The following is a 24,963-nucleotide window of genomic DNA, read 5'->3' on the forward strand; positions in this document are numbered from 1 at the left end:
AGATTCTTATGAAACTAATCAAACCACTCTTAACTCTTTTGGCACTTGCCTTTGCCCTTATCTTTGTCACAGCTTGTAGCACAGGTGGAAATGCAGGTTCCTCATCTGGAAAAACGACTGCCAAGGCTCGCACTATCGATGACATCAAAAAAAGCGGTGAGCTACGAATCGCCGTATTTGGAGACAAAAAACCCTTTGGTTACGTTGACAATGATGGTTCTTACCAAGGTTACGATATTGAGCTTGGGAACCAACTGGCTCAAGACCTTGGTGTCAAGGTTAAATACGTTTCAGTCGATGCTGCTAACCGTGCTGAATACTTGATTTCAAACAAGGTAGATATTACTCTTGCCAACTTTACAGTGACTGATGAACGTAAGAAACAAGTTGATTTTGCCCTTCCATATATGAAAGTTTCTCTTGGTGTCGTATCACCTAAAACTGGTCTCATTACAGACATCAAACAATTGGAAGGTAAAACCTTGATTGTCACAAAAGGAACGACGGCTGAGACTTATTTTGAAAAGAATCATCCAGAAATCAAACTTCAAAAATACGACCAATACAGTGACTCTTACCAAGCTCTTCTTGACGGACGTGGAGATGCCTTCTCTACTGATAATACGGAAGTCCTAGCTTGGGCGCTTGAAAATAAAGGGTTTGAAGTAGGAATTACTTCCCTCGGTGACCCAGATACCATTGCAGCAGCAGTTCAAAAAGACAACCAAGAATTGCTAGACTTTATCAATAAAGATATTGAAAAATTAGGCAAAGAAAACTTCTTCCACAAGGCCTATGAAAAAGCACTTCACCCAACCTACGGTGACGCTGCTAAAGCAGATGATCTAGTTGTTGAAGGTGGAAAAGTCGACTAATACTCTTCGAAAATCTCTTCAAACCACGTCAGCTTTATCTACAACCTCAAAGCAGTGCTTTGAGCAATCTGTGGCTAGCTTCCTAGTTTGCTTTTTGATTTTCATTGAGTATAAGATCCAATAACATCACAAAAAGAAATCAGGTAATTCTAGTGACTACCTGATTTTCTATGTTTTAGGCATTTTGCCAATTTTCTTGGTCTTCTTTAAAGCGTTTAAGGAGACCTAATCCTTCTGGGGTGATATAGCCTTCTTCTTGGGCTAGATGAATAAGTTCACTGTAGTTAGAAAGCGTCACAAGTTTGACACCTGCATCTGAGAAGTTCTTATCTGCTTTTGGCAATTGGTAGCTGAAAATCGCTACAACTCCAAGCACATCTGCTCCTTCTCGCTTGGCTGCTGCCACTGCCTCAAGAACAGAACCACCTGTTGAAATCAAGTCTTCAACCACTACCATCTTTTGTCCTTGAGCCACACGGCCTTCAATTTGGTTACCAGCACCGTGGTCTTTTGGTTTGCTACGGATGTAGGCAAATGGCAAGTTCATCTTATCAGCAATAATAGCTCCGTGAGGAATCCCTGCCGTCGCAGTTCCTGCAATGACTTCTACCTCAGGAAAGGCTTCTTTGATAGCATCCACAAAACCATTTTCAATGAGAGTACGAGTTTCTGGATAGGCTAGTGTCACACGGTTATCTGTATAAATTGGTGACTTGATACCAGATGCCCAAGTGAAAGGCTCCTCTGGTTTGAGGTAAACGGCTTGAATTTTCAAGAGGTGGCTAGCGATATCTTTAGCAAGTGTCATGGTATTCTCCTTTTATTTTTCTAATCTAGTTCTTTAATTCCAGTCCTGTGTCCATTCATCTTTGATGGCATGATAAGCTGCAACAGGATCCTCAGCTTGGGTAATGGGACGTCCCACTACAATATAGTCACTGCCGATTTGATAGGCATCAGCAGGTGTCATAACGCGTTTTTGATCTCCAACCGCAGCACCTGCAGGACGAATGCCCGGTGTCAGACAGATAAAATCTGGATTGGTAGCCTGCTTGATGACTTGTACTTCCTGAGCCGAGCAAACGACACCATCCAAGCCAGCTTCAGCTGTCTTCTTAGCATAATGAATGACAGACTCCTGCAGGCTGGTTTGGATATTTTGAAAATCCTGCATCTGAGCTTCCGATGTTGAGGTCAGCTGAGTGACAGCGATCAATTTGGCTTGGTTTCCAAGGCCTTCACGCGCAGCCTTCATCATCTCTACCCCCCCAGCCGCATGAACATTGGTCATATCCACACCAAGCTGAGACAAGACCTTCATTGCTGACTTGACTGTATTGGGAATGTCATGAAGTTTGAGATCCAAAAAGACACTGTGACCCAGACCTTTCAAGTAAGATACAATCTCAGGACCCGCTGCATAATAGAGCTCCATCCCTACCTTTAGATAAAGGCTTTCTTCCTCTGGAAAAAGAGCTAAAAATTTCTTGACCGCCTCAAGGCTTGGAAAATCAAGAGCAATGACTGGACGATGTTCTCGCATAGGTTTCTCCTTTTACCTTTGCTAGTGAGAGAGTCTGGCCACAAGAAGCCACGAAAAAAGGAACCTGCCAACAGCAAGGTTCCACGAAAAATGGGTAGTCTCCACCCTTTCACCGTCTAACCTTAGCTGCCTCTCTGGACTGCTTTAAAGGTTTTCTATTATTCTATTATTTCTACTAGCACTTGTCAAGTAAAAACATGGCAACTAAAGAGCTATAGGAGAAAAGGTAAAGCTAGCGACGCGGTGAACGCTGGGGCGTTTGATTTCGATTGCTTTCTTCCTCCAGCTTTTTCTTCTCTTCTTCCAATTGATTCTGCTGTTCTTCCAGTCTTTTCTTCTCTTCCTCTTTCTGTTTCTTCTCAGCTTCTTCGGCCTCTTTTTTAGCTTTTTCCTCAGCCTCCATAATTAATTTATCCGCCACAGTGTAGCTGTAGATGCCAGCTTCCATGTCAATCACACTCGGTTCTGACAATTGAGGCTTAATCTTACTGTAGTAAGGCAGTTTCTTACTCATTTCAGAAAGGGGAACCAAGACTTCGTCCGAATCATTCATGGTCAATCGAATTAAATCGGAAGTCACCTTGCTTGGAGCTAATTCCACCTTTTGGATAGCATCCTTGAGTTCTGGACTAATTTGAGAAAGTTCTGAGACAAAAGTCTTGATTTGTTCACTATCATTAAAGAAAACAGATAAATAAGTTTCTGGTAGACTGACCAAGCTCACAGCACTGGTCTCAAGCTGACCACTGGAAAGAATAGGATAATGACTTTCTCCAGAAACATAGTAGGCTACAATATCATATTCCTTAACCTTGATAGTAAATTTAGTTGGAAATTGGTAGACAAGCTGAGCTGATTCAACCCAATAGTTAGACTTGATCTGCTTTTCATATTTTGCCTTATCTAGCAGAAGGTTAATCGTATAATCCGAATCCTGAATGCCTGAAGCCTGTCGAATATCATCAGCCGTAGTTTGCACTGTTCCCTCAACACGGATATCCTTCATGGTCGCATAAGGACTGAGTAAGTAAGCAGAGATAATCAATAAAAGCAGACTTGGAAATAAAATCGTTAGAGCTCGCAAGATATGGAGGCCAGAAATCTTTGCTTTGGCTGGTTTTTCCTTTGTAGCCTTTTTAGCAAGTTTTTTATCCTGTTCCTCCTTCTCTTTAGCCCCTGATTCTTCTATCTCTTCTTCCTCTTTGTCACCCTCTGGAGCTTCTACTTTTTCTTCAGACTCTTTCATGGCTGATTCTGAGTCTTCATGGTCTGCTTCACTCTCCTGGTCCTGCTTATCCTCTGATTTCTCAGATTCTGCTCCCATTCGAGCTTGTCTTTCCTTTTCCTTCTCCTCAGCTAGGGCTGCCTCTTCTTCAGCCTTCTTTTTTAGATATTCTTGGTTCCGTTTCTGCCATTCTGATAACTCTTTCAATTCTTCGAGGATTTCTTTGCCCTCATTTTTCTTATCTTTTGACATTTACTTTCCTTATGATAAATCGTTTTTCAATAGTTGATAAAAATCTGCTAGAGATTTCAATTCCTTAGAAGCCTTCATCTTAGCTTGGTAGTCTTCCTTGTGGCTTAGTAAGTGAGACAGCTTCTCTTCCAAACTATCCAAGGTCAAATCGCTTTCTTGAAGCTCTTCTGCATAGCCTTTCTTAACAAAGTAGGCTGCGTTTTCAATCTGGTCTCCACGACTAGCTTCACGACCAAGCGGCACAATAACATGTAATTTTGCCATGGCCAAGAGCTCAAAAATCGTATTGGCGCCACCTCTTGTCACAACAATATCAGCCAATTCCATCAAGGGTTGATAGAGATTGGTCACATAGTCAACACGAAAAAGATTTTGGCTCAACTCGTTCAGGATAGAATCTCCAGTTAGATTGATAATATTGTAGCGCTCTGTCAGTTCTTTCTTATGGTCTGTCACCAATTGGTTAAAGACACGAGCGCCTGCTGAACCACCGACAAACAATACAGTTGGCAATTGGGGATTAAAGTGGGTTTGAATATCCACCAATTCATCGGGTTCTGGATTTTTTTGATCTGAAACCTTGGTCACTGCTCCCACATGCTCAACCTTAGACAAACTTGAAGCTTGTTCAAAGGTTGAATACATCTTAGTCGCAAATTTATAGGCGATTTTATTGGCCAAGCCCATAGACAGGTCAGATTCGTGAATAAAGACAGGCACTCCTGACACACGCGCTGCGATAACAGGCGGCACAGAGACAAAACCTCCCTTTGAAAAAAGGGCCTGTGGACGAAGTCGCAACATGATAAAGAGAGATTGGACAATCCCCCAGCCAACTTTAAAGACGTCCATCATATTTTGCCAAGAGAAATAGCGACGCAATTTTCCAGTCGCAATGGAATGAAAGGTGACATCCAAACCTGACTTGAGGATTTCTTGGTGTTCAATACCACGCTTGTCCCCGATATAGTGGACTTCCCAGCCATCTTCGATAAACTTGGGCATTAACAAAAGATTGAGGGTCACGTGTCCAACCGTCCCCCCACCTGTAAAGACAATTTTTTTCATACTTATTCCTTTAACTCCGCTACTGTGTCGATAAAGAGGTCGCCACGTACTTCAAAGTTAGCATACATATCCCAGCTAGCATTGGCAGGACTGAGAAGGACTACATCTCCTTGAGTCGCAAGCTCGTAGGCCTTGCGGGTCGCATCTGCAATATCAGTCGCATTCACATAAGCTACACCAGCCTTATCCGCTGCCCGTTTGACACGTTCTGCAGACTGACCAAGGATGACCATCTTCTTGAGTCCAGTAATATCTGGAACCAATTCGTCAAACTCATTGCCACGATCCAAACCACCTGCAATCAAGACGACCTTGCTGTTGTCAAATCCTGACAAGGCTTTTTGAGTAGCCAAGATATTGGTTGATTTACTATCATTATAGAACTTAACACCTTTGATTTCATCCACAAATTGGAGACGGTGTTTGACACCACCAAAGGCTGAAAGAGTTTCCTTAATGGTTTGGTTATCCACACCACGAAGCTTGGCTACAGCAATCGTTGCAAGGGCATTTTCCACATTGTGGCTACCTGGAACTCCGATTTCGCTAGCTGCCATGACCACTTCTCCACGGAAGTAGAGCTGACCATCTTCTAGATAAGCTCCAGCAAGCTTTTCCTGTGTTGAAAATGGAACAACAGTAGCCTGTGTTTGGGTAGCCAATTCTTTTGCCAAGTCTTGGTTAAAGTTTAAGACAAGGAAATCAGCTGCTGTCATCTTGTTCTGGATATTCCACTTAGCTGCTACATATTCCTCAAAAGAACCGTGGTAGTCGATATGAGTTGGCATGAGATTGGTAATAACAGCAATCTCAGGATGGAATTCTTGCACACCCATGAGTTGGAAGGAAGAAAGTTCCATGACAAGCGTGTCCTTGTCTGTCGCAGTTTGAGCAACCTGACTGGCAGGATAGCCGATATTTCCTGATAAAAGACCATGTTGCCCAGCAGCAGTCAAAACTTCCCCAATCATAGTCGTTGTGGTTGTTTTTCCATTTGAACCTGTGATACCGATAATGGGCGCTTCTGAAATCAAGTAAGCCAATTCCACCTCAGTCAAGACTGGAATTCCCTTGGCCAAAGCCTTTTCAATCATAGGATTGCTGTAGGGAATGCCTGGATTTTTCACCATAAGGGCAAACTCTTCATCCAAAAGTTCCAAAGGATGGCCACCTGTGATAACCTTGATCCCTTCTTCCAGCAAACTTTGCGCAGCTGGATTGTCTTCGAAAGGCTTCCCATCATTTACCGTCACAATGGCACCTAGCTTATCCAACAAACGAGCTGCAGATTCACCAGACTTGGCCAAACCTAAAACAAGGACTTTCTTATTTCTAAATTGATCTATTACTTTCATGTCTCAAACTCCATTTCTACTCCTACTATTTTACCATTTTTATGGAAATAATTCTAAATGAAAATGCTCAGATTAGGCATTCTAACAAGCAAAAAGAGAGCCGAAACTCTCTTTTATCTTCTTTTACTTTTATGGACCGACATGAGGGTAATATCTCGCAAGCTAAAGTATGCTAGGAAGAGCATGGCGATTGCGATAAAGAATTCTGTCGGTAGCTGAAAGATTTGCAGGACAGACAGCATCAGCAAAATCAAAAGTGCTACGAAAGCAAAGACGACAAGGACGATATTGACTGTCCCTTTAATGCTTTGTGGTGTCGCAAATACATAGAGTAGTAATAAGAGGATTCCTATGATTAAATAAACCATCTTTATCTCTTTCTAGCTCTTATTCAGCTGATTTTTTCTTCTTATTAGCTTTCTCACGCTCTGCCTTGTTAAGGATTTGTTTACGCAAACGGATAGACTCAGGCGTTACTTCCATGTACTCATCGTCGTTCAAGAACTCAAGAGATTCTTCAAGTGTCAAGATACGAGGCGTCTTGATTACAGCTGTTTGGTCCTTAGTAGCTGAACGAACGTTGGTCATTTGTTTTGCCTTAGTGATGTTAACTGTCAAGTCATTTTCACGAGAGTTTTCACCGATGATCATTCCTTCGTAAACTTCAGTACCTGGGTTGACAAAGATTGTACCACGTTCTTCGATAGACATGATTGAGTAAGTTGTAGCCTTACCAGCATCGATAGAAACAAGGGCACCACGGTGACGACCACCAATTTCACCTGGAATCAATGGCAAGTATTGGTCGAAGGTATGGTTCATAATACCGTAACCACGAGTCATTGACAAGAACTCAGTTGAGTACCCAATCAAACCACGCGCTGGAACAAGAAAGACCAAACGAGTTTGACCATTACCAGTTGAAATCATATCCAACATTTCACCTTTACGTTCAGAAAGGCTTTGGATAACAGATCCTTGGTATTCTTCTGGAGTATCGATTTGAACACGTTCAAATGGTTCACATTTAACACCGTCGATTTCTTTTACGATAACTTCTGGACGAGATACTTGAAGTTCATATCCCTCACGACGCATTGTTTCGATAAGAATTGACAAGTGCAATTCTCCACGTCCTGAAACAGTCCATTTATCTGGTGAATCAGTTGGGTCAACACGAAGGGAAACGTCTGTTTGCAATTCTGCCTGCAAACGTTCTTCCACCTTACGAGAAGTCACCCATTTACCTTCTTTACCAGCAAATGGTGAGTTGTTAACCAAGAAAGTCATTTGAAGAGTTGGCTCATCGATGTGTAGGATTGGAAGAGCTTCAACTGCGTCTGTCGGAGTAATGGTCTCACCGACAAAGATGTCTTCCATACCTGAAACGGCAATCAAGTCACCTGCTTTTGCTTCTTGGATTTCACGACGTTCCAAACCAAAGAAACCGAAGAGTTTTGTAACACGGAAGTTTTTAGTTGTGCCGTCAAGTTTAGAAAGGGTAACTTGGTCCCCAACCTTAACAGTACCACGGAAGACACGACCGATACCGATACGTCCAACGAAGTCATTATAGTCCAAAAGTGACACTTGGAACTGTAAAGGCTCATCTGAGTTATCTACTGGAGCTGGAATATGGTCGATAATCGTGTCAAAGATTGGTGCCATAGTCGCTTCTTGGTCAGCTGGATCATCTGACAATGAAGAAGTTCCGTTGATCGCTGAAGCATACACCACTGGGAAATCAAGCTGGTCGTCATCTGCACCAAGCTCGATGAAAAGTTCCAAGACTTCGTCCACTACTTCTGCTGGACGAGCTGATGGTTTATCAATTTTGTTAACAACAACGATTGGGACAAGATCTTGTTCCAAGGCTTTTTTCAATACGAAACGAGTCTGTGGCATGGTTCCTTCGTAGGCATCTACGACCAAAACAACACCGTCAACCATTTTCATGATACGCTCAACTTCTCCACCGAAGTCCGCGTGTCCTGGTGTGTCCATGATGTTGATACGAGTTCCGTTGTAGGCAACGGCTGTATTTTTAGCAAGGATGGTAATTCCACGCTCTTTTTCGATATCGTTTGAGTCCATAGCACGCTCTGCCAATTCAGTACGTGCATCAAGCGTTTCTGATTGTTTCAATAATTCGTCAACGAGGGTTGTTTTACCGTGGTCAACGTGGGCGATAATCGCAATGTTACGGATATCTTCTCTTAATTTTGTCATGATTTCCTCTATAATATTCAAAATTTATTTTCTAACTGAACGATTATACCATAATTTCAGGTAAATAACATAACTCAAGCAAGTGTAAATGTTTTCACTCTGCTTTTCTTTTCACGTCAAGCCTTTTCAAAGTAAGATACTTATGATAAGATAGGCACAGTATGCGTTTAGATAATTTATTAGCCCAAGAAAAAATCAGCCGAAAGGCCATGAAGCAAGCACTCCTCAAAGGGAACATTCTCGTCGATGGTTGCCCAGCCCGCTCCCTAGCTCAGAATATCGATACAGGACTACAAGAACTCCTTTTTCAGGGCCGAATCATCCAAGGTTATGAGCACACCTACCTTATGCTTCATAAGCCTGCTGGTGTCGTTACAGCCAACAAAGACAGGGAACTTCCAACCGTCATGGACATCCTTCCGCCTGACATCCAGTCTGACAAGCTCTATGCCGTCGGCCGACTGGACCGAGATACGACGGGACTCCTCCTCTTGACCGACAACGGTCCCTTGGGCTTTCAGCTCCTTCATCCTCAGTATCATGTCGATAAGACTTATCGAGTTGAGGTTAATGGACTTCTGACACCTGACCATATTCAAGCCTTTCAAAAGGGAATTGTCTTTTTAGATGGTACTGTCTGTAAACCTGCAAGACTAAAGATTCTATCTGCAAATCCTTCCCTCAGTCAAGCCTCTATCACCATTTCAGAAGGAAAATTTCATCAAGTCAAGAAAATGTTCCTATCGGTTGGTGTTAAAGTGACCTCCCTAAAGCGCACCCATTTTGGACCTTGGAGTTTGGATGAGAATCTAAAAGAAGGGGACTATCGACCCCTAAACTCGGAAGAATTAGCAAGTATTCGTGAACTTCTCAGAAAAAGTGGTTAAAAAATGAGCTCGGAAATATCCAAGCTCGTTTTCTTATTTCTCGACTTTGACTTTACCTTTCCAAGAATCCAAACCATAAGAAAGGATATAAATCTCAAAAAAACCTTGTTTTTTCAAGTAAAGGGCTGCATTTGTCACACGTTGCGCACGTTGGTTTTCGTAGAGAAGGACAGGTTTATCCTTACGAAGGGCTGCAAGACTAGTCTTCAACTGGCTTGAAGGAATATTGCGGGCTCCAAGGATATGTTTTCTGTGGAATTCTGCTGGATCACGCAAATCAATCAATTGACCTGTACGAATCAAGGCTTCAAACTCCTCATTGTCTACGATTTTAGCCGCACGGCGAATACGAAGATAGTTAAAGCCCATCCACGCCAACATTGCTAGTATAAGTGCCCACAAAATCCAAGTAACCATTAGTTCTTTTCTCCATTTTTCTCAATATAATCCAATTCTAGCTTGTGCTCTCTACGAAGAACTGCTTCTGCCTCTAGATAGTCTAGTTTGTCCATCAACCCTGCATCGTAAATCCGTGAGAGTTCCAACTTCATCAGTTCAATATCATATAAGCGTTTTCCCATATAAACAATAATACCAAATCGTTTGAGGAATTGCTGCACATCATAGAATGTTTTCATAAGACTCATTCTAGCAAAATTTTGTGTTTTTTTCAAGAAGAGACTCACATACTCCTCCTGATTTTCCTATCTTCTTTGGCGATTCTGACACAAGTGTGGTACAATAAAAACATGAGAATTCAACAATTACACTATATTATCAAAATCGTCGAAACTGGCTCCATGAATGAGGCAGCCAAGCAACTCTTTATCACCCAGCCGAGTCTTTCCAACGCTGTGAGAGATTTGGAAAATGAAATGGGCATTGAAATCTTTATCCGCAATCCCAAGGGTATCACCTTGACCCGTGATGGGATGGAGTTTCTATCTTATGCCCGTCAGGTTGTCGAGCAAACTCAGCTTCTAGAGGAACGTTATAAAAATCCTGTCGCCCACCGCGAACTCTTTAGCGTTTCCTCCCAACACTATGCCTTTGTGGTCAATGCCTTCGTCTCTCTGCTCAAGAAAAGCGATATGGAAAAATACGAGCTTTTTCTTCGTGAAACTCGGACTTGGGAAATTATCGACGACGTCAAAAACTTCCGTAGTGAGGTCGGTGTCCTATTTTTGAACAGTTACAACCGTGATGTTTTAACCAAAATGCTGGATGACAACCACCTGCTGGCTCACCATCTCTTCACAGCACAACCGCATATCTTTGTCAGCAAGACTAATCCTCTGGCAAAGAAAGACAAGGTCAAACTGTCTGATTTGGAGAATTTCCCTTACCTCAGCTATGACCAAGGAACTCACAACTCCTTCTACTTTTCAGAAGAGATTCTTTCCCAAGAGCACCACAAGAAATCCATCGTAGTCAGTGACCGTGCCACTCTCTTTAATCTCTTGATTGGTTTGGATGGTTATACCATTGCAACAGGGATTTTGAACAGCAACCTCAACGGAGACAATATCGTTTCTATCCCACTTGATATTGATGACCCAATTGAGCTGGTCTATATCCAGCATGAGAAAACCAGCCTATCTAAGATGGGCGAACGCTTTATCGACTATTTACTAGAAGAAGTCCAGTTTGATAGTTGATACTCTTCGAAAATCAAATTCAAACCACGTCAGCGTCGCCTTACCGTACTCAAGTACAGCCTGCGGCTAGCTTCCTAGTTTGCTCTTTGATTTTCATTGAGTATGAGAATCACTCTAAATCGAATAACCTAAAAACCTCAAGAACCAGGAATAAAATCTAGTTCTTGAGGTTTTTTAGTTTTTACAATCCGTGTCTGTAATTAAATGCATGTGCTTCAATTTCTTCGATAGTATCTGGGAAACGTTGCACTAATCTAGCTTTTAATAATTTTTTCAAACTTGCTTGTGGTGTCAATTCTCCCACTTCTAAAGCATGTCTTATATACTCCCTAATTTTCCAGTATTGTTTAGCGTCTTCTATCAATAATCTTTGAAATTTTTTAGGTCGTGCAAATATCAACCTAACTACAAAAACAAATGCTGAAAATCCTAATACCGAACCAATATCTGATAAACCGATTGGAACACTTAATAACAAGACGATAAAAGCTATAAATAATGGATGTCTTTTAATAAAGTTCACTAATTTCTCACCATTAAATTCCTTTGTTAAATATTGAACATCCTTTTGTAATACGGAAATATTTATTCCACTAGCTTTCTCAGGGAAAGGGTAGTGTTTAGCTCTTAAATGACCATCGACTTCTAAATGACACAAATCTTCACGTACAATTGGGTCAAAAAATCTAGCTTGATAATTTTTAAACTTTGTAGCTGCTCTCTCCTCAGCTGCTGACAATGTTTTTTGGATACCTATTTTTGTTGCTGCATGTCCTAGTGTTAAACCAGAACTAACTTTTAGTGAGTCTGTAAATAATCCCATTTTTTCATTTTCCTTTTCTTTTTTCCTTATTTTACCCACTTACCTAAGCCATCTACTTGGTAGCCATCTGGGGTACGTTCGCTAACTGCCATCTTACCATTTGACTTGAGATAGTAGTCGCCTACCCATGTGTTACGAGCATAGCTGCCTTCTGATGTTAGGTAATAGTAAGATTGGTAGCTGCTATCATAGATCCACTCACTCTTAGCCATTTTACCATCTGATTTAAGGTAGTAACTTCCAGCCCAGGCATTACGTGCATAGCTACCCTCTGCTGTCAAGTAATAGTATGATTTATAGTTATTGTCATAAATCCACTCGCTCTTAGCCATGTAGCCACCTGATTTGAGGTAGTAATTGCCTGACCAAGCATTTTGAACAAAGTTCCCTGAAGCATTTAGGTAGAAGTATGAATTGTATTGAACATCAAAAATCCATTGATTGACTACTTTCACACCAGCTTTGTAGTAGGAAGAACCTGACCAGCCAGTTTGACCTGAGTTAGAGTTAGTGGTTTGTTTTTGAGTTCCAGTAGCTTTTGGTGTCTCTACCTTCTTAATAGGATAATATTCCTTATCTGATATTCTAAAAATTTCTGAACGTCCAAAATAACGTTTTCCAAAATCATCTACACTATATATATCTAAATAATAATTGCCATCCTCTACTAGAAGTAAATTAATACCCGACTGTAATCTATTCTTACCATCAAATTTACCAAAATAATGCGATTCAGTCAAAGTTCCAGTACTCTCATTAACTATATCAAAATAGAGAGAAGTGCTATCATTAACGTTGGAACTTCTTTGTAGGTCAACTAAAAGAGTAGCTGATGTAGAACCTCCCGCTGTCGGTATCAAGGTGATTTTCAAGGGATTTTGAGTATCCTTGACACTCATATCTGTTAAGGCATGAACTTCCATTGGTTTAGAAGCCATAAGACCCACTGATAACAACGAACCTGCTAATAAAGAACTAACTAATATTTTTTTATTTTTCATGATTTCAAATTCCTTTTCTCATCCTTATTCTACCCACTCACCGTTGGTATTGACTGTATAGCCATCTGGTGTAGTGGTGTTTACTGCTAAAGCTCCTGAACTATAGGCGTAGTACCATTTACCAGAAACTTTAAACCATCCTGTTGTCATAGCACCTGACTTGTCAAGATAGTACCATGAACCATTATCTTTTACCCATCCTGTAGCCATTGAGCCTGAGTTATTCAAGTAATACCATGTACCGTTATCTTTTATCCAACCTGTAGCTATTGAGCCTGACTTGTTCAAGTAATACCATGTACCGTTATCTTTTACCCATCCTGTAGCCATTAAACCTGACTTGTTAAGGTAATACCATGTACCATTATCTTTTACCCATCCTGTAGCCATTGAACCTGAGTTGTTCAAGTAATACCATGAGCTACTAGTTTTGACCCAGCCAGTTTTCATCCAACCTGCGTGATCAAAGTAGTACCATTTATCCTTGATTTGTTCCCAACCGTTGGTTGTATATGAACCATCAGCATGTTTGTACCACCAGCGACCAGCTGACTCAATCCAGTTACCAGCTTGAGAAGCTTTTGAGTCTTCTACTTTCTTGAGTTCTGTATCTGTTTTCTTATCCGCTTGTTTCCCTGCAAGATATTCCAGATACCAACCTGATAAATTGTAGTAGTCCTTTCTTTCAGCCTTAACCAACTTATCAAACTCTTCTTGGATTTCAACTAATTTAGCTTGTTCAGCTTTCAATTTGACTGTAACGGCGTCCAATTTGTCTTGTGCCAATTTTGCAGCAGATTTTGCTTGAGTCAATTTTGTTTCTAAATCAGCTACTTTTGCTTGCGCATCTGCAAGATTCTTATCTGCATTTAGATAAGCACTCAATTCAGTTGCAATTGCTTTCGCATCTGACACCAATTGGTCTTTTTCTTCATGTAGTTTCGCTTGTTCAGCTTGAAGTGCAGTCAACTTGTTTTCTTCTGCTTGCAATTTTGCTTGCGCAGTTGTAAGAGCAGTTTCAGCATCTTTTTTATCAGTTTTAGCTGTAGCTAGTTCAGCTTTAGCTGTTTCAAGAGCAGTTTCTTTTTCTGCTTGGCTTCTTGAGAAGTTTTCAACAGCTGTTTCAGCAGTTGCTTTACGTTCTTGTGCATTTTTCAAAGCAAGGTTTGCCAATTGCAAGTTCTTTTCAGCGACTTCTGTTTGAAGTGGACTAGCTGTTTTGCTTGCCAATTCTTTTTCAGCTTCTGTTTTAGCGTCAAGTGCAGAAGCATATTTGCGTGAAGCTTCTGCCAATTCTGCTTTAGCATTTGTAAGAGCAGTTTGAGCTTGACTGTTTTGTTTTTGTGCTTCAGCTAGTTTAGCTTCAAGTTGGGCAATGTTTTGGTTGAGGTTGATTGGTCGTTTTGTTTCAGTAGCAAAAGTGTTTACAAACCAATAATCACCGTTAATATTAGCAACTGTCATCGCAACGCTGTTTTTAGCATTTATATTATTAGTTAAGTGTCCCCACTTAGAACTTTTATCAAAGAATGAATACATTCTGAATGCTGTTATAATAGAGTGTTTCAAATCAAACATGTTGGTTGCATCTTTAGAACCAATTACTGGAGCCAAGTTTTCAGCATGTTCAAATAAGTCATTACGTTTTTCAATTGGTTTTTTAACACTGTAAGGTAAATGTCCGTCAGTAAGTGGGCTTGTACCACGCTTTTCATATTCTTTAGCAATTTGTTTACTGTAATCAATAGCATCTTGGTCAAGATGAGGATGATTCTCTTGCCCTACTAATTTTGCAAGTTCAGTTGTTAGATTAGCGTAAAAATTACTAATTTCAATAATTTGATCTTTTGTTAAATTATTAATATCAACTGTACGTTTAGAATCGCTCTCATCGATTTTAACATTAAACTTTTTAGTGACTTCGATAGCTAACTTTTGTAATAATTCACTAGCATCATCAGTCCAATTCTTTTTCCAGTATTCATAAGCGTCTTTAAAAGTCACTTGGTCTTTATTAAATCCGTATTTGACTTTTTCTTCAGCTGTCAAATTGTAAACAACATTACTTGTAGTAATTTTCTCTTTTGATAATTTAGCTTTTTCAATATGCAACGCAGTTTGAGCTTCTTTTTCTTTAGACGCTGTAGCATCCGCTTTTTCTTGGATAGATTCAACTTTGTTTTGGTCTGCGTCCATCATTTCTTTAGCTAGTTTCAAGGCGTCATTTTTGACATTCACATTGTTCTCAGCTTGTTTGATGGCGTCTGCGCGGTTGCTATCTGCTTTCTTAGCGGTTTTGACAGCTGTTGTTGCGCTTGAGATATTGGCATTGGCTTGTTCAATATCTTTTTCAGCTTGGGCAAGAGAGGCTTTAGCTTCACCAAGTCCTGAACCATTTAGCGCGTCTTCAGCTGATTTTACATTCGCTTCTTTAGCGGTTACTGTTTTATCAGCTTCAGCTTTCTTACTTGTTGCGCTTGCAACGTTAGCTGTTTCAGTTGCTACAGTTTCAGTTTGAGCTTTAATCGCTTCAGTAGATGCTTCAGTTGCTTTTTGATTGGCTTCTTGAGCTTTTACATTGGCGTCTTGTTTGGCTTTTGTAGCAGTGATATTTTCTTCTGTAGCATTTGCTTTAACAGCTTCCGCTGACTTCAAGTCCTCTTTAGCGCTTGTCAAAGCAGTTTCAGTAGTTGTAACAGCTTGGTTAGCAGAAGTAGCTTCAGCTTTTGCTGTTTCACTTTCAGCTTCAACTTGCTTAACAGTAGACGCTTGAGCATCAAGAGCAGGCTTGACATCAGAAGATTTCTTCATTTCTGGTTTTGCATCGGCTACAGGTTTAGAAACAAGAGCAGGTTCGTTTACAGCAGTTACAGCAGTTGTATCAACTGCTGTTGTAGTAGTTGCTTCCTGAGCAAATGCAGGCACACCAACAGACGCAAGCGCAATAGCTGTTGAAGTTGTGAGGGTTTTCAGTTTCTTCATCATTTTCTCCTTTGATGGCTGATAGAATAGGATTGAGTGGTAAGTCAATCCTTGTTATACTAGTATAACAAGCCGGCTTTGTTAGCTATTCTTTCCCTTATCATACCATAATAGATATTTAATTTTTTCGACATTTAAACTATAGTTTCAATATAATTTTTAAAATAAAAAATTAGCATAGAATTCTAATATTTTGTAACTATAGTTTACTTTTTCCAGTATTTTCTTTAAAATTTTGTATAATAGTTTTAGAAGGATTTTAAAGTAGTTGACTTATCTAAACTAGAATTGAAACAGGTAGTAGGTGCGTAAATCCTAGAAAAATGCTATAATTATTTTATGAAAGAGTTAAACTTTAATAAGGAGTTTAGCAGTACAAAAATTTGGTATCACGGAACAACATCTACTCAAGTTGCTTCTTTAAAAGATGGAATAGATGTCTATCATAGTAAACGTAACTGTGATTTTGGTATAGGATTTTATGTGACATCTAAGCCCAGCCAAGCAATTAAATGGGCTCAGCGGAAAACAAAAGATGAAATTCCTTTTAATCCGAATGTAAAATCGGTTGTTCTAAGTTATCAATTTCAAGAACTTGATAATTCTGAAACTAAAATTTTTGAAATTGACAAAGAATACTTTCAGTTTGTTTATAAAAATAGATTGGAATTAGATGCTAAGTCTGGAAATAATATTCATCATTTTTCAGCAGTATTTGGTCCAGTTCTTGATGGTCAAGTTACACGATTGAAAGAAACTTTAGATAATTATTTCCAAGGGTTTAATACCTTAGAACAAACCGCTGAAATTCTTTTGGGAAAATATCAGAATGATACGTAATTGTGTATATGTGATCAAAGAATTGCAGATAGACTAACCCTAGTTAAGGAGGAAACGATATGATTTTGTCAAGTAAAGAACAAACTCTCAGAGATGAAGTAGAACAGTTTTTAAGGAAGAATTATCATATTGCTCCTGATACTGTTTCTCCTGTTACAAATGTTGTATTGAAAAATTGGTTTGAAGAGCTAGATAATGGAGGTTCTCATTTAACCGCAGACCTTATAGCTGATAATATCGTAGATATTGCCCACCGTTACTCAGTGCATTAATAAGTAATTTGAGTTTGGTTCATCAAATCTTTTTCTCTATTCTCAAAAACTATTCATGACCACATTAGGAATAAATCTCTTATAGTAAGAGGTGTTAACTCTACTATAAGGAATTTATTCCTTTTTGTGTTTATACAGCTTATTAGACCCTACCTACCTATCTATTTTTTCGCAAACTAAACTATAGTTTCAATCTTGTTCACAAAAATAAAAAATAGCATAGAATTCTAATATTTTGTAACTATAGTTTTCTTTCTCCATTTTTTTCTCTAAATTTTTGTATAATAGTCTTAGAAGTATGTAAGGAGACTATTTATGGAAAACCTATATCCATTTGGAGCTACATTTAAGTACCTGCGCGAAGCACGAGGCCTCAGCCTAAAGGAAGCCGCCTCAGATATCGTATCACCACAGTTCCTAAGTCAATTTGAAAAAGGAGACAAAGGAATTTCACTTGAAAACTTTGCCAAACTGTTAATTGTTATCGGAGTTGAATGGAATGATTTTGTTCTCGCCTATGCAAATAAAGGTGGAGACTGCTTAGAATTACCAGCTATAGAATTTGGTAAGCATGTGGTCCATGAAGAAGATATCCTCACTTATATTGAAGAATACGAAAAATTATTTGATGTCTATCTAAAAGACAACCCACTTCAAGCAGAGATGATTTTCAAATCTATTAAATTAAGACATTATCCAACCATATCAAAAAGTCCTGAAACTGTTGCCAGAATTCAAAACATTATCAATCATTTAATGAAATCGGATGTCTTTAATAGTATCGAACTTGAAATTTATCGCGTCATTGTCAATCATTGTCCGATGGAACTTATTGATCATATGAGCAAACAATTACTACTTATGTACAAAGAAAGTGCCAATACTGACACCTACATCCGCATTTTAAATGCTCTCACTTTCTCCGCAAAATACTTCTCTGAACTGGGTTACTATCAAAAGGCTGACGATATTATTAAAAAAATTAAATCACTTCAGACCTTCGAACGAGGCTATCTAGCTATTCCCCTCATGTTTCTAGAAGTTGAACATGTTTACAATCAATTTAGATGGAATAAACCCGAGGCTATTCCCCTAGCCAAAAATCTATTTAATTATCTGCAAAGCGCAAAATTTATTGATCAGCAATACTACTCTAATTTTATCAACGCCTTCACTTATCATTGTCATGCATTAAATAAGACTGGAATTGATTTATTCTAATCATCAAAAAAGTTGCTCCATTTTCGGAACAACTTTTTTACTTATAATTAAAAGTTTCCCCTGCCAACTTATCAGCTAGCTTGGGAAATAGGGTATAAAACTTATGGGCTAGATTCAACAAAAACGGAAGATTGAGTTCTCGTTTGTTTTTTCCTATACAATTAACAATCTTTTTAGCTACTGCATCTGGTTCTAGCAGGAAGCGATCAACTGATTTAAGATAGGTACCATCTGGGTCAGCCTGGTCAAAAAATCCTGTACGGATTGGTCCTGGATTGACCGTCGTTACATAAACACCGTAGGACATGAGTTCGAGACGCAGAGCATTTGAAAACCCAATGGCCGCAAACTTGGTCGCTGAGTAAAGGCTGGACTTGCCAGTAGCGATCAAACCTGCCATGCTAACGATATTGATGATATGGCCCTTTCGTCTTTCCTTCATAGGAGCAGCAAGGCGACGAGACAGATTCATCAGGGCAAAGGTATTGACCTCAAACATCTGATGAATATCTTGGGCAGAAATCTGGTCAAATTCTTCAAAAATCCCGTAACCAGCGTTATTAATCAAGACATCAATCTTACCATAACGGAAATAGAGGTCAGTTACCAGAGTTTCTAGGGCTGAATCATCGGTAATATCGATTTCAATCAATTCTGCATGGGGATGATTTCCGTAGAGTTGAGCTAATTTTTCCTTATCTCGACCAAGCAAGATAAGCTGGTCTTCTGGTAAAAGTTTGACCATTTCTTGAGCTAGACCACCGCTAGCTCCGGTAATGAGAATCGTACGCATACTTATCCTTTCTCAATCTTTTAGATTTCCACTTCTTCCAAGTCTTTGACTACATGCACATTTTCAAAAATTGTAGCCGCATCTTTCTTGAGTTTGCTGATATCTTTTGAGAGGAAGCGAGCACTGATATGATTGAGCAGGAGGCGTTTAGCACCTGCTTCTACTGCGACCTCCGCCGCCTGCATATTGGTTGAGTGACCATGATTACGGGCAATTTTCTCATCGCCTTTGCCATAAGTTGATTCATGGACCAAGACATCAGCATTGACAGCCAGACGTACGCTGGCATTGGTTTTTCGGGTGTCACCTAGAATAGTGATAATCTTACCTGGACGGGGAGCTGAGATATAGTCTGCTGCTTTGACTTCAGTACCGTCTTCGAGAACAACGTCCTGACCGTTTTTGATTTTCCCAAAAAGTGGGCCAAATGGGACTCCAGCTGCCTTGAGCTTTTCAGCATCCAGCGTTCCTTCCAAGTCCTTTTGCATGACACGATAGCCAACGCAGAAAATAGTGTGGTCCAACTCTTCCGCATACACCGTGAATTTATCTGTTTCAAGAATTTTCCCTAGAGAATCTTGGTCAAATTCATGGAAATGAATCTTATAGGGCAGGCGTGAACCTGACACTCGTAGACTGGTCAATACAAAAGATTTGATGCCTTGAGGTCCATAGATTTCCAAATCTGTCTGCTCTTCATTGGCCTGAAAGGCACGACTAGAAAGGAAACCTGGCAAGCCAAAAATGTGGTCTCCATGCAGGTGGGTGATAAAGATTTTGCTGATCTTACGTGGTCGAATCGTGGTTTCCAAAATGCGATTTTGCGTACCTTCTCCACAGTCAAAGAGCCAGACTTCGTTAATCTCGTCCAAGAGTTTCAGGGCGAGACTGGAGACATTGCGGGCTTTAGAGGGCTGACCAGCCCCCGTTCCTAAAAATTGAATATCCATTTGATACTTTCTAATTAATCAATATATAACATGGCTGTGCGGTTTTCCGATCGAAAATAGCGCTTGCCAGAAAAAGCTGTGGCTTCTTGTAATAACTCCTCTTGGCTGTAACCTTTAAGACGCTTGCGACCATCAGCCAAGCTTTCCAAATCCGTCAAAGCTGTAAGATTTTCCACGTTCACAACTTCCTCGTCCTCGACAGCCTTCATGTAAATCTTTCCAGACTTCTCAAAGACCAGTTGATGGGGGAAAATTTGCGCAACCTCAAAGAGCAAGTCATCCGAGATTACCTCTTTATTTTCAGAAAAAATTCGACCAAGACCCTCACTCTCATAGCAGAAACCAAAGGATTTGCCAGATAGGTTCAGACGGATAAAAGGCTTATTTTCTATGGTAAAACTTGGCTCAGTATTGTAAAGATTCAGTTCCTGACTGACTTCCGCAAAATAATCCGTCGCAGCCTCAGGACTTTTTTTCTGGTAGAGTTCTGCAAAGTAGGCATTGACCACACTTGGCGGAGGGGTAATGAGGGCTAGTTGCTCCTGCTCTGTTTTACCAGCTAGGAGCTGATCCAGATAGACCTTATCCAGACTTGTATAACCTCCATACTTCAGAGCCAAAGTTTTGATATCAGTCATAAAATTCTTCTAACCTCCATTTATTTTTCTCAGAAATGTAGCCTGTAACAACTTCACCGTCATCCTGATAATCGCGTTCTTCAAGAATCGCTACACTTTCCAAAACATGAATCTTGTAGGACTTAGAAAAAGGCACGCGCAGGGTAAAAGATTCAAAAATATCCTTGATTTTCTCTAAAAATAGTGCCTGCAAATTCTCACGACTATCCTCAGACTTGGCAGAAATGAGGGCATAAGGTGTTTGGGTCGGCGTAAAATCCTCCACCAAATCCGCTTTATTATAAAGTGTTAGGCGAGGAATATCCTCCATGTCCAAGTCTTTCATGATGGAAAGGACCGTTTTTTCATGCTCCTCGTGGTAAGGATTGCTGGCATCGATAACATGAACCAGAAGGTCTACATGCTTGCTTTCTTCCAAGGTTGACTTAAAACTGGACACCAACTCTGTCGGCAAATCTTGGATAAAGCCAACGGTATCAGTTAAAGTCACCTGTAGATTGCCCCCCAGATGGATACTCTTAGTCGTCGCATCCAGAGTCGCAAAGAGCTCGTCTGCCTCGTACTGAGTCTTACTGGTCAAGGTGTTCATGATAGTTGATTTCCCAGCATTGGTATAACCAATCAAACCAATCTTAAAGGTGCTAGACTCCAGACGTTTTTCTCTGACAGTCGCCCGATTCTTCTCAACCACCTTGAGCTGACGCTCTATATCTGTGATTTGATTGCGAACACTACGACGGTTCAGCTCCAGCTGGCTTTCACCAGGTCCCCGAGAACCAATTCCCCCTGCCTGACGGCTGAGCATAATCCCCTGACCAACCAAGCGAGGCAAGAGATATTTGAGCTGGGCTAGGTGGACTTGGAGCTTCCCTTCATGGCTTCGAGCCCGCATGGCAAAGATATCCAAAATCAACTGCATACGGTCAATGACCTTGACACCGAGAACTTCTTCTAGATTGACATTTTGCCGTGGAGTCAAACGGTTGTTGACAATGACAGTGGTAATTTCTTCTGCATCCACCATAAGCGCAATCTCTTCCAACTTACCAGAGCCGACAAAGGTCTTGGAGTCATACTTTTCACGTTTTTGCCTGTAGCTATCTACAACGACTGCCCCAGCTGTCTTGGCTAGACTGGCCAATTCTTCCATAGAGAGGTCAAAATTGTCCATGCCCTGCAATTCCACACCGATGAGCAGGACTCGTTCCTCTTTTTTCTCCGTATCAATCATCTAAAAACTCCTCTATCTGGCTTAAAATGCAGTCTTGGACACCAGACTCTCCAATCTGATAAACGGTGATCTGCATGCGATTACGGAACCAAGTTAGCTGACGCTTGGCAAAACGACGGGTAGCCTGTTTGAGATTCTCACTAGCTTCCTCCAAGGTCTGCTCTCCACGGAAATACGGAAAAAGTTCCTTATAGCCAATTCCTTTAGCAGCCTGCACATCAGGGTAATGGGCAAAGAGCCACTTGGCCTCATCCAAAAGCCCAGCCTCAAACATCAAGTCCACTCGATGATTGATTCGTTCATATAATTGACTGCGTTCATCATCCAAGCAGATAATCAATGGTTCATACAAGGTCTCTTGATTTTCCAAATTCTGACCAAAATGGGCAATTTCCAAGGCACGCATCGCACGACGACGATTAAACTGGGGAATTTCAAGGCCAGCTTGCTCCACAAGATGAGCTAATTCCTCATCTGTATAAGGCTCTAAACTAGCCCGATAAGCTAAAATCTCCTCATGAGGAGTCTCTCCACCCAGATGATATCCTTCAAGTAAGCTCTGGATATAAAGCCCAGTCCCACCAGCAATAATAGCTAGCTTGCCACGACTGTAAATATCCTCAATAGCCATCTTAGCTTCTGAAACAAAATCAAAAGCCGAGTAAGACTCGGTTACCTCTCTAACATCGATTAAATGATGGGGAACAGCTGCCTGCTCCTCTGAGCTAGCCTTAGCCGTCCCAATATCTAGACCTCGGTAAACCTGCTGACTATCGCCGCTCACAACTTCCCCACCAAAGCGCTTGGCCACTTCAATGGCAAGGGCTGTTTTTCCAACGGCAGTCGGTCCAACAATCACAATTATTTTTGTTTTCATCTTTTTTCCTTGAAAAATTCCCATTTTTTCGTTACTATTATTATAACACAAAAAGGTCAGTCAGAAAAATGTGACCTCTTGAAGGGGCTGGCTGATTAAGAAGATAAAGGAGGAAGACTCATGGCTAAAGGATTCGCTAAAGGTCTTGTAACAGGTGTCGCAGGAACTGTCGCTGCACTTGCAGGTGCAGTATACGCATTTAAAAAGAAAGTAATCGAACCAGAAGAGCAAAAAGTAGCTTTCATCGAAGAAAACCGTAAAAAAGCAGCTCGTCGCCGCGTATCACGTTAAGAAACAAAAGAAGTTGGGATTCATTGTCTCAACTTCTTTTTTCTATTCTTTTAAATAGCTAGATCAAACTTCAACTGTGGCTTGACAGGGTCATAATCCACCAACTCAAAATCTTCTGCTTTGATATCAAAGAAATTGGTCTTATCTGGCACATTCAAGACCAAACGTGGTTGGCAGTTTGAAGGCTCACGACGAAGCAATTCCTGAGCTTGTTCAAATTGATTGTCATAGATATGGAGGTTGTTGATGAAGTAGAAGAACTTCCCAACCTTCCAGCCAAAATGCTTGGCAATCATCATTTGAAGAGCTACGTACTGCATAGCGTTGATGTGGTGTGCTACCAGCATATCATTAGAACGCTGGGTCAAGGTCGCATCCAGATAGATTTCCCCATCTACACGGCGGACATCAAACATGGTCTGAAAGGCGCATGGGAGGAGGCCGTCCGTCTCATCAAAAGCTTGGTAATCCCAGAGCGAAATGATATTGCGACGGTTCCAAGGGTTGGCTTCCAACTGTTTGAGAAGCTTATTGATGATATCGTGTTTCTTAACAACAGCCCCATAGCGCTCCCCAATGGTTCCTGTATCCCCCACTTCCCAGTCATTCCAATAGTGAACATTGTACTTGTCATTGAGAACTTCTAGGCTATTAGACTGGTCTTGGTAAATCCAGAGCACTTCCTTGATGGCGGATTTGATGGCAATGGGACGCAAGGTCGTGATGGGGAATTCCCCTTTGGCCAAGTCATACTCGGCAAAAGCACCCGTTACATACTTAGAGTTAGCAACAGTTCCATCCTTGTACTTGGGACGTGCCTGTTCAGAAAAGACACCGTCTTTGAGGATTCGTTCAATATTCTCTTTAAAAATTGTATCTGCTTTTGTCATTTGCTCTCACCTCATTTATTGTCCTAACTAGTATAGCATAAAAAAAGAAAGGAGGAAAATCACTCGCTTCTGGAAAGCAATTTTCTCCTTTTTTATTTTATTGCAATACAAGTGATGCTGCTCCAATCACTCCAGCGTCATTTCCTAGAGTTGCAAGAGCTAGCTTAGTTGTTGTGCGAACTTGTGGGAAGGTATTTTCATCATAAACCTTTTGAACACCTTGTAGAAGGAATTCTCCTGCAGCCGATACACCACCACCGATAACGATTGTTGATGGATTAAGGATTGAACCGATGTTGGCACATGCAATACCCAAGTAACGTGAGAAATTACGGTAGACGATCAAGGCAAGGTCGTCTCCTTCTTTTGCCAAGTCAAAGACAGTTTTAGCTGTTACTTCTTCACCGTCGTCGATCAAACGTTTCAATTCTGCATCGCCTTCGTATTCATCTGCGTAACGACGAGTCAAGTTGACAATACCTGTTGCTGAAGCCACTGTCTCAAGACAGCCTTTTTTCCCACAAGTACATGCGATTGGTTGGTCAAAGTCCACAGTGATATGGCCAAGTTCACCAGCAGCACCGGCAACACCGTGAAGCAATTTTCCTTCTGCGACGATACCGCCACCAACACCTGTGCCGAGTGTCATAAAGACAACATCTGGTTGGTTATCACCAGCACCCATCCAACGTTCACCAAGAGCAGCTACGTTGGCATCATTATCGATAAAAAATGGAATACCCACGGCTTTTTCAATCTTTTCTTTGATTGGTTGAAGGGTTTTCCAGTTGAGGTTGTAGGCACCGATAACAGTCCCTTTTTCACGGTCAACCACACCTGGTGATCCCATCCCAATACCTTGGAAGTCCGCTGCTGCCAATCCAAGCAAGTCCAAACGATGTTGAATAGACTCAATCATATCATCTACGATATGACTTCCCTCATCCAAAATGTTGGTCTTGATAGACCATTTTTCTTGGATTTCTCCTGCTGTTGTCAAGATTGCAAATTTGATAGAAGTTCCACCAAGGTCAATCCCAATAATCTTTTGACTCATCATAT

The 24,963-nt window shown here is 40.7% G+C and carries 25 protein-coding genes and 2 pseudogenes; 7 read left to right on the forward strand and 20 right to left on the reverse strand.

Features of this window, described 5'->3' with window-relative positions; translation table 11 throughout:
* Positions 1-8: 8 nt before the first annotated feature.
* Positions 9-875, forward strand: a complete 867-nt coding sequence (locus HT734_RS01770; RefSeq protein WP_173278186.1) for a cysteine ABC transporter substrate-binding protein — start codon at positions 9-11, stop codon at positions 873-875.
* Between the two features lie 175 nt (positions 876-1,050).
* Here HT734_RS01770 and pyrE read toward each other — a convergent pair whose 3' ends face one another.
* The 7 genes from pyrE to typA form a co-directional block, all read right to left on the reverse strand.
* Positions 1,051-1,683, reverse strand: a complete 633-nt coding sequence (gene pyrE / locus HT734_RS01775) for an orotate phosphoribosyltransferase (protein WP_173278184.1) — start codon at positions 1,681-1,683, stop codon at positions 1,051-1,053.
* A gap of 33 nt (positions 1,684-1,716) precedes the next feature.
* The gene (gene pyrF, locus HT734_RS01780) at positions 1,717-2,418 is read right to left on the reverse strand and encodes an orotidine-5'-phosphate decarboxylase (protein ID WP_173278182.1); all 702 of its coding nucleotides are present in this window, start codon (positions 2,416-2,418) and stop codon (positions 1,717-1,719) included.
* 232 nt (positions 2,419-2,650) lie between these two features.
* Complete coding sequence (locus HT734_RS01785; RefSeq protein ID WP_173278180.1) at positions 2,651-3,895, reverse strand: cell division protein FtsQ/DivIB; 1,245 nt, start codon at positions 3,893-3,895, stop codon at positions 2,651-2,653.
* 9 nt (positions 3,896-3,904) lie between these two features.
* Positions 3,905-4,963: a UDP-N-acetylglucosamine--N-acetylmuramyl-(pentapeptide) pyrophosphoryl-undecaprenol N-acetylglucosamine transferase gene (locus tag HT734_RS01790; RefSeq protein WP_173278178.1), complete on the reverse strand. Its 1,059-nt coding sequence runs from the start codon at positions 4,961-4,963 to the stop codon at positions 3,905-3,907.
* Positions 4,964-4,965: 2 nt separating this feature from the next.
* Positions 4,966-6,318, reverse strand: coding sequence for a UDP-N-acetylmuramoyl-L-alanine--D-glutamate ligase (murD, locus tag HT734_RS01795; protein ID WP_173278176.1), 1,353 nt, complete (start codon positions 6,316-6,318; stop codon positions 4,966-4,968).
* Positions 6,319-6,431: 113 nt separating this feature from the next.
* Positions 6,432-6,686 (reverse strand): DUF3165 family protein, encoded by a 255-nt coding sequence (locus tag HT734_RS01800; RefSeq protein ID WP_061759174.1) that lies wholly within the window; start codon positions 6,684-6,686, stop codon positions 6,432-6,434.
* Positions 6,687-6,705: 19 nt separating this feature from the next.
* Positions 6,706-8,547, reverse strand: a complete 1,842-nt coding sequence (gene typA, locus HT734_RS01805) for a translational GTPase TypA (RefSeq protein WP_000164111.1) — start codon at positions 8,545-8,547, stop codon at positions 6,706-6,708.
* 161 nt (positions 8,548-8,708) lie between these two features.
* On the opposite strand from typA, the gene HT734_RS01810 reads away from it, so the two are divergent.
* A complete protein-coding gene (locus tag HT734_RS01810; RefSeq protein WP_173278175.1) occupies positions 8,709-9,434 on the forward strand; it encodes a pseudouridine synthase in 726 nt (241 codons plus the stop codon).
* 33 nt (positions 9,435-9,467) lie between these two features.
* Here HT734_RS01810 and HT734_RS01815 read toward each other — a convergent pair whose 3' ends face one another.
* Entirely contained in the window at positions 9,468-9,851 is a 384-nt protein-coding gene (locus HT734_RS01815; protein ID WP_101781327.1) for a rhodanese-like domain-containing protein, read from the reverse strand.
* Positions 9,851-10,120, reverse strand: a complete 270-nt coding sequence (locus HT734_RS01820) for a YqgQ family protein (protein WP_171039330.1) — start codon at positions 10,118-10,120, stop codon at positions 9,851-9,853. The genes HT734_RS01815 and HT734_RS01820 overlap by 1 nt, the downstream gene beginning before the upstream one ends.
* Before the next feature lie 63 nt (positions 10,121-10,183).
* Here HT734_RS01820 and HT734_RS01825 point away from each other — a divergent pair, with 63 nt between their 5' ends.
* Entirely contained in the window at positions 10,184-11,092 is a 909-nt protein-coding gene (locus HT734_RS01825; protein ID WP_001222592.1) for a LysR family transcriptional regulator, read from the forward strand.
* Between the two features lie 181 nt (positions 11,093-11,273).
* On the opposite strand, the gene HT734_RS01830 is transcribed toward HT734_RS01825, so the two are convergent.
* From HT734_RS01830 to HT734_RS09625, 4 genes and pseudogenes are all read right to left on the reverse strand, one after another.
* Positions 11,274-11,915 carry a hypothetical protein gene (locus HT734_RS01830; RefSeq protein WP_173278173.1) on the reverse strand — a complete coding sequence of 214 codons (642 nt, stop codon included), beginning with the start codon at positions 11,913-11,915 and terminating at the stop codon, positions 11,274-11,276.
* Between the two features lie 26 nt (positions 11,916-11,941).
* Positions 11,942-12,916, reverse strand: coding sequence for a choline-binding protein C (locus tag HT734_RS01835; protein WP_173278171.1), 975 nt, complete (start codon positions 12,914-12,916; stop codon positions 11,942-11,944).
* A 24-nt stretch (positions 12,917-12,940) separates the two neighbouring features.
* Positions 12,941-13,477, reverse strand: a pseudogene (locus HT734_RS09390) (hypothetical protein); the annotation flags it as partial.
* Between the two features lie 519 nt (positions 13,478-13,996).
* Positions 13,997-15,901: pseudogene (locus HT734_RS09625) on the reverse strand (SEC10/PgrA surface exclusion domain-containing protein); the annotation flags it as partial.
* 336 nt (positions 15,902-16,237) lie between these two features.
* Between HT734_RS09625 and HT734_RS01850 the strand changes: the two are divergent.
* The 3 genes from HT734_RS01850 to HT734_RS01860 all read left to right on the forward strand — a co-directional run bounded on the left by HT734_RS01850 (position 16,238) and on the right by HT734_RS01860 (position 18,231).
* The gene (locus tag HT734_RS01850) at positions 16,238-16,738 is read left to right on the forward strand and encodes a DUF3990 domain-containing protein (protein ID WP_173278169.1); all 501 of its coding nucleotides are present in this window, start codon (positions 16,238-16,240) and stop codon (positions 16,736-16,738) included.
* 59 nt (positions 16,739-16,797) lie between these two features.
* A complete protein-coding gene (locus HT734_RS01855) occupies positions 16,798-17,010 on the forward strand; it encodes a hypothetical protein (protein WP_125421744.1) in 213 nt (70 codons plus the stop codon).
* 315 nt (positions 17,011-17,325) lie between these two features.
* Complete coding sequence (locus HT734_RS01860; protein ID WP_173278167.1) at positions 17,326-18,231, forward strand: helix-turn-helix transcriptional regulator; 906 nt, start codon at positions 17,326-17,328, stop codon at positions 18,229-18,231.
* Between the two features lie 37 nt (positions 18,232-18,268).
* On the opposite strand, the gene HT734_RS01865 is transcribed toward HT734_RS01860, so the two are convergent.
* From HT734_RS01865 to miaA, 5 genes are read right to left on the reverse strand one after another with little or no spacing between them, the layout of a single operon-like run.
* On the reverse strand, positions 18,269-19,024 hold the full coding sequence (locus HT734_RS01865) for an SDR family oxidoreductase (RefSeq protein WP_173278165.1): 756 nt from the start codon (positions 19,022-19,024) through the stop codon (positions 18,269-18,271).
* 20 nt (positions 19,025-19,044) lie between these two features.
* Positions 19,045-19,974: a ribonuclease Z gene (gene rnz, locus HT734_RS01870; RefSeq protein WP_173278164.1), complete on the reverse strand. Its 930-nt coding sequence runs from the start codon at positions 19,972-19,974 to the stop codon at positions 19,045-19,047.
* 14 nt (positions 19,975-19,988) lie between these two features.
* Complete coding sequence (locus tag HT734_RS01875; protein WP_173278162.1) at positions 19,989-20,612, reverse strand: cystathionine beta-lyase; 624 nt, start codon at positions 20,610-20,612, stop codon at positions 19,989-19,991.
* On the reverse strand, positions 20,605-21,843 hold the full coding sequence (gene hflX, locus HT734_RS01880) for a GTPase HflX (RefSeq protein ID WP_173278160.1): 1,239 nt from the start codon (positions 21,841-21,843) through the stop codon (positions 20,605-20,607). Before hflX ends, HT734_RS01875 begins: the two co-directional genes overlap by 8 nt.
* On the reverse strand, positions 21,836-22,720 hold the full coding sequence (gene miaA, locus HT734_RS01885; RefSeq protein ID WP_173278158.1) for a tRNA (adenosine(37)-N6)-dimethylallyltransferase MiaA: 885 nt from the start codon (positions 22,718-22,720) through the stop codon (positions 21,836-21,838). The genes hflX and miaA overlap by 8 nt, the downstream gene beginning before the upstream one ends.
* Positions 22,721-22,840: 120 nt before the next feature.
* Here miaA and HT734_RS01890 point away from each other — a divergent pair, with 120 nt between their 5' ends.
* A complete protein-coding gene (locus HT734_RS01890; protein WP_049512474.1) occupies positions 22,841-23,011 on the forward strand; it encodes a DUF3042 family protein in 171 nt (56 codons plus the stop codon).
* Between the two features lie 50 nt (positions 23,012-23,061).
* On the opposite strand, the gene HT734_RS01895 is transcribed toward HT734_RS01890, so the two are convergent.
* Positions 23,062-23,901 (reverse strand): thymidylate synthase, encoded by an 840-nt coding sequence (locus HT734_RS01895; protein WP_173278156.1) that lies wholly within the window; start codon positions 23,899-23,901, stop codon positions 23,062-23,064.
* 97 nt (positions 23,902-23,998) lie between these two features.
* Positions 23,999-24,958, reverse strand: coding sequence for an ROK family glucokinase (locus HT734_RS01900; protein ID WP_000078559.1), 960 nt, complete (start codon positions 24,956-24,958; stop codon positions 23,999-24,001).
* Positions 24,959-24,963: the final 5 nt, after the last annotated feature.

It is taken from the genome of Streptococcus sp. k-90, from assembly GCF_013277565.1.
In the GTDB taxonomy this organism is placed as follows: domain Bacteria; phylum Bacillota; class Bacilli; order Lactobacillales; family Streptococcaceae; genus Streptococcus.

Coding starts and splice junctions, on each gene's coding strand:
- HT734_RS01850 (WP_173278169.1), top strand. CDS start 16,238: ATGAAAGAGTTAAACTTTAATAAGGAGTTTAGCAGTACAAAAATTTGG.
- pyrF (WP_173278182.1), bottom strand. CDS start 2,418: ATGCGAGAACATCGTCCAGTCATTGCTCTTGATTTTCCAAGCCTTGAG.
- HT734_RS01830 (WP_173278173.1), bottom strand. CDS start 11,915: ATGGGATTATTTACAGACTCACTAAAAGTTAGTTCTGGTTTAACACTA.
- HT734_RS01855 (WP_125421744.1), top strand. CDS start 16,798: ATGATTTTGTCAAGTAAAGAACAAACTCTCAGAGATGAAGTAGAACAG.
- pyrE (WP_173278184.1), bottom strand. CDS start 1,683: ATGACACTTGCTAAAGATATCGCTAGCCACCTCTTGAAAATTCAAGCC.
- HT734_RS01800 (WP_061759174.1), bottom strand. CDS start 6,686: ATGGTTTATTTAATCATAGGAATCCTCTTATTACTACTCTATGTATTT.
- rnz (WP_173278164.1), bottom strand. CDS start 19,974: ATGGATATTCAATTTTTAGGAACGGGGGCTGGTCAGCCCTCTAAAGCC.
- typA (WP_000164111.1), bottom strand. CDS start 8,547: ATGACAAAATTAAGAGAAGATATCCGTAACATTGCGATTATCGCCCAC.
- miaA (WP_173278158.1), bottom strand. CDS start 22,720: ATGAAAACAAAAATAATTGTGATTGTTGGACCGACTGCCGTTGGAAAA.
- HT734_RS01890 (WP_049512474.1), top strand. CDS start 22,841: ATGGCTAAAGGATTCGCTAAAGGTCTTGTAACAGGTGTCGCAGGAACT.
- murD (WP_173278176.1), bottom strand. CDS start 6,318: ATGAAAGTAATAGATCAATTTAGAAATAAGAAAGTCCTTGTTTTAGGT.
- HT734_RS01900 (WP_000078559.1), bottom strand. CDS start 24,958: ATGAGTCAAAAGATTATTGGGATTGACCTTGGTGGAACTTCTATCAAA.
- HT734_RS01825 (WP_001222592.1), top strand. CDS start 10,184: ATGAGAATTCAACAATTACACTATATTATCAAAATCGTCGAAACTGGC.
- HT734_RS01860 (WP_173278167.1), top strand. CDS start 17,326: ATGGAAAACCTATATCCATTTGGAGCTACATTTAAGTACCTGCGCGAA.
- HT734_RS01865 (WP_173278165.1), bottom strand. CDS start 19,024: ATGCGTACGATTCTCATTACCGGAGCTAGCGGTGGTCTAGCTCAAGAA.
- HT734_RS01770 (WP_173278186.1), top strand. CDS start 9: ATGAAACTAATCAAACCACTCTTAACTCTTTTGGCACTTGCCTTTGCC.
- hflX (WP_173278160.1), bottom strand. CDS start 21,843: ATGATTGATACGGAGAAAAAAGAGGAACGAGTCCTGCTCATCGGTGTG.
- HT734_RS01790 (WP_173278178.1), bottom strand. CDS start 4,963: ATGAAAAAAATTGTCTTTACAGGTGGGGGGACGGTTGGACACGTGACC.
- HT734_RS01785 (WP_173278180.1), bottom strand. CDS start 3,895: ATGTCAAAAGATAAGAAAAATGAGGGCAAAGAAATCCTCGAAGAATTG.
- HT734_RS01895 (WP_173278156.1), bottom strand. CDS start 23,901: ATGACAAAAGCAGATACAATTTTTAAAGAGAATATTGAACGAATCCTC.
- HT734_RS01875 (WP_173278162.1), bottom strand. CDS start 20,612: ATGACTGATATCAAAACTTTGGCTCTGAAGTATGGAGGTTATACAAGT.
- HT734_RS01810 (WP_173278175.1), top strand. CDS start 8,709: ATGCGTTTAGATAATTTATTAGCCCAAGAAAAAATCAGCCGAAAGGCC.
- HT734_RS01815 (WP_101781327.1), bottom strand. CDS start 9,851: ATGGTTACTTGGATTTTGTGGGCACTTATACTAGCAATGTTGGCGTGG.
- HT734_RS01835 (WP_173278171.1), bottom strand. CDS start 12,916: ATGAAAAATAAAAAAATATTAGTTAGTTCTTTATTAGCAGGTTCGTTG.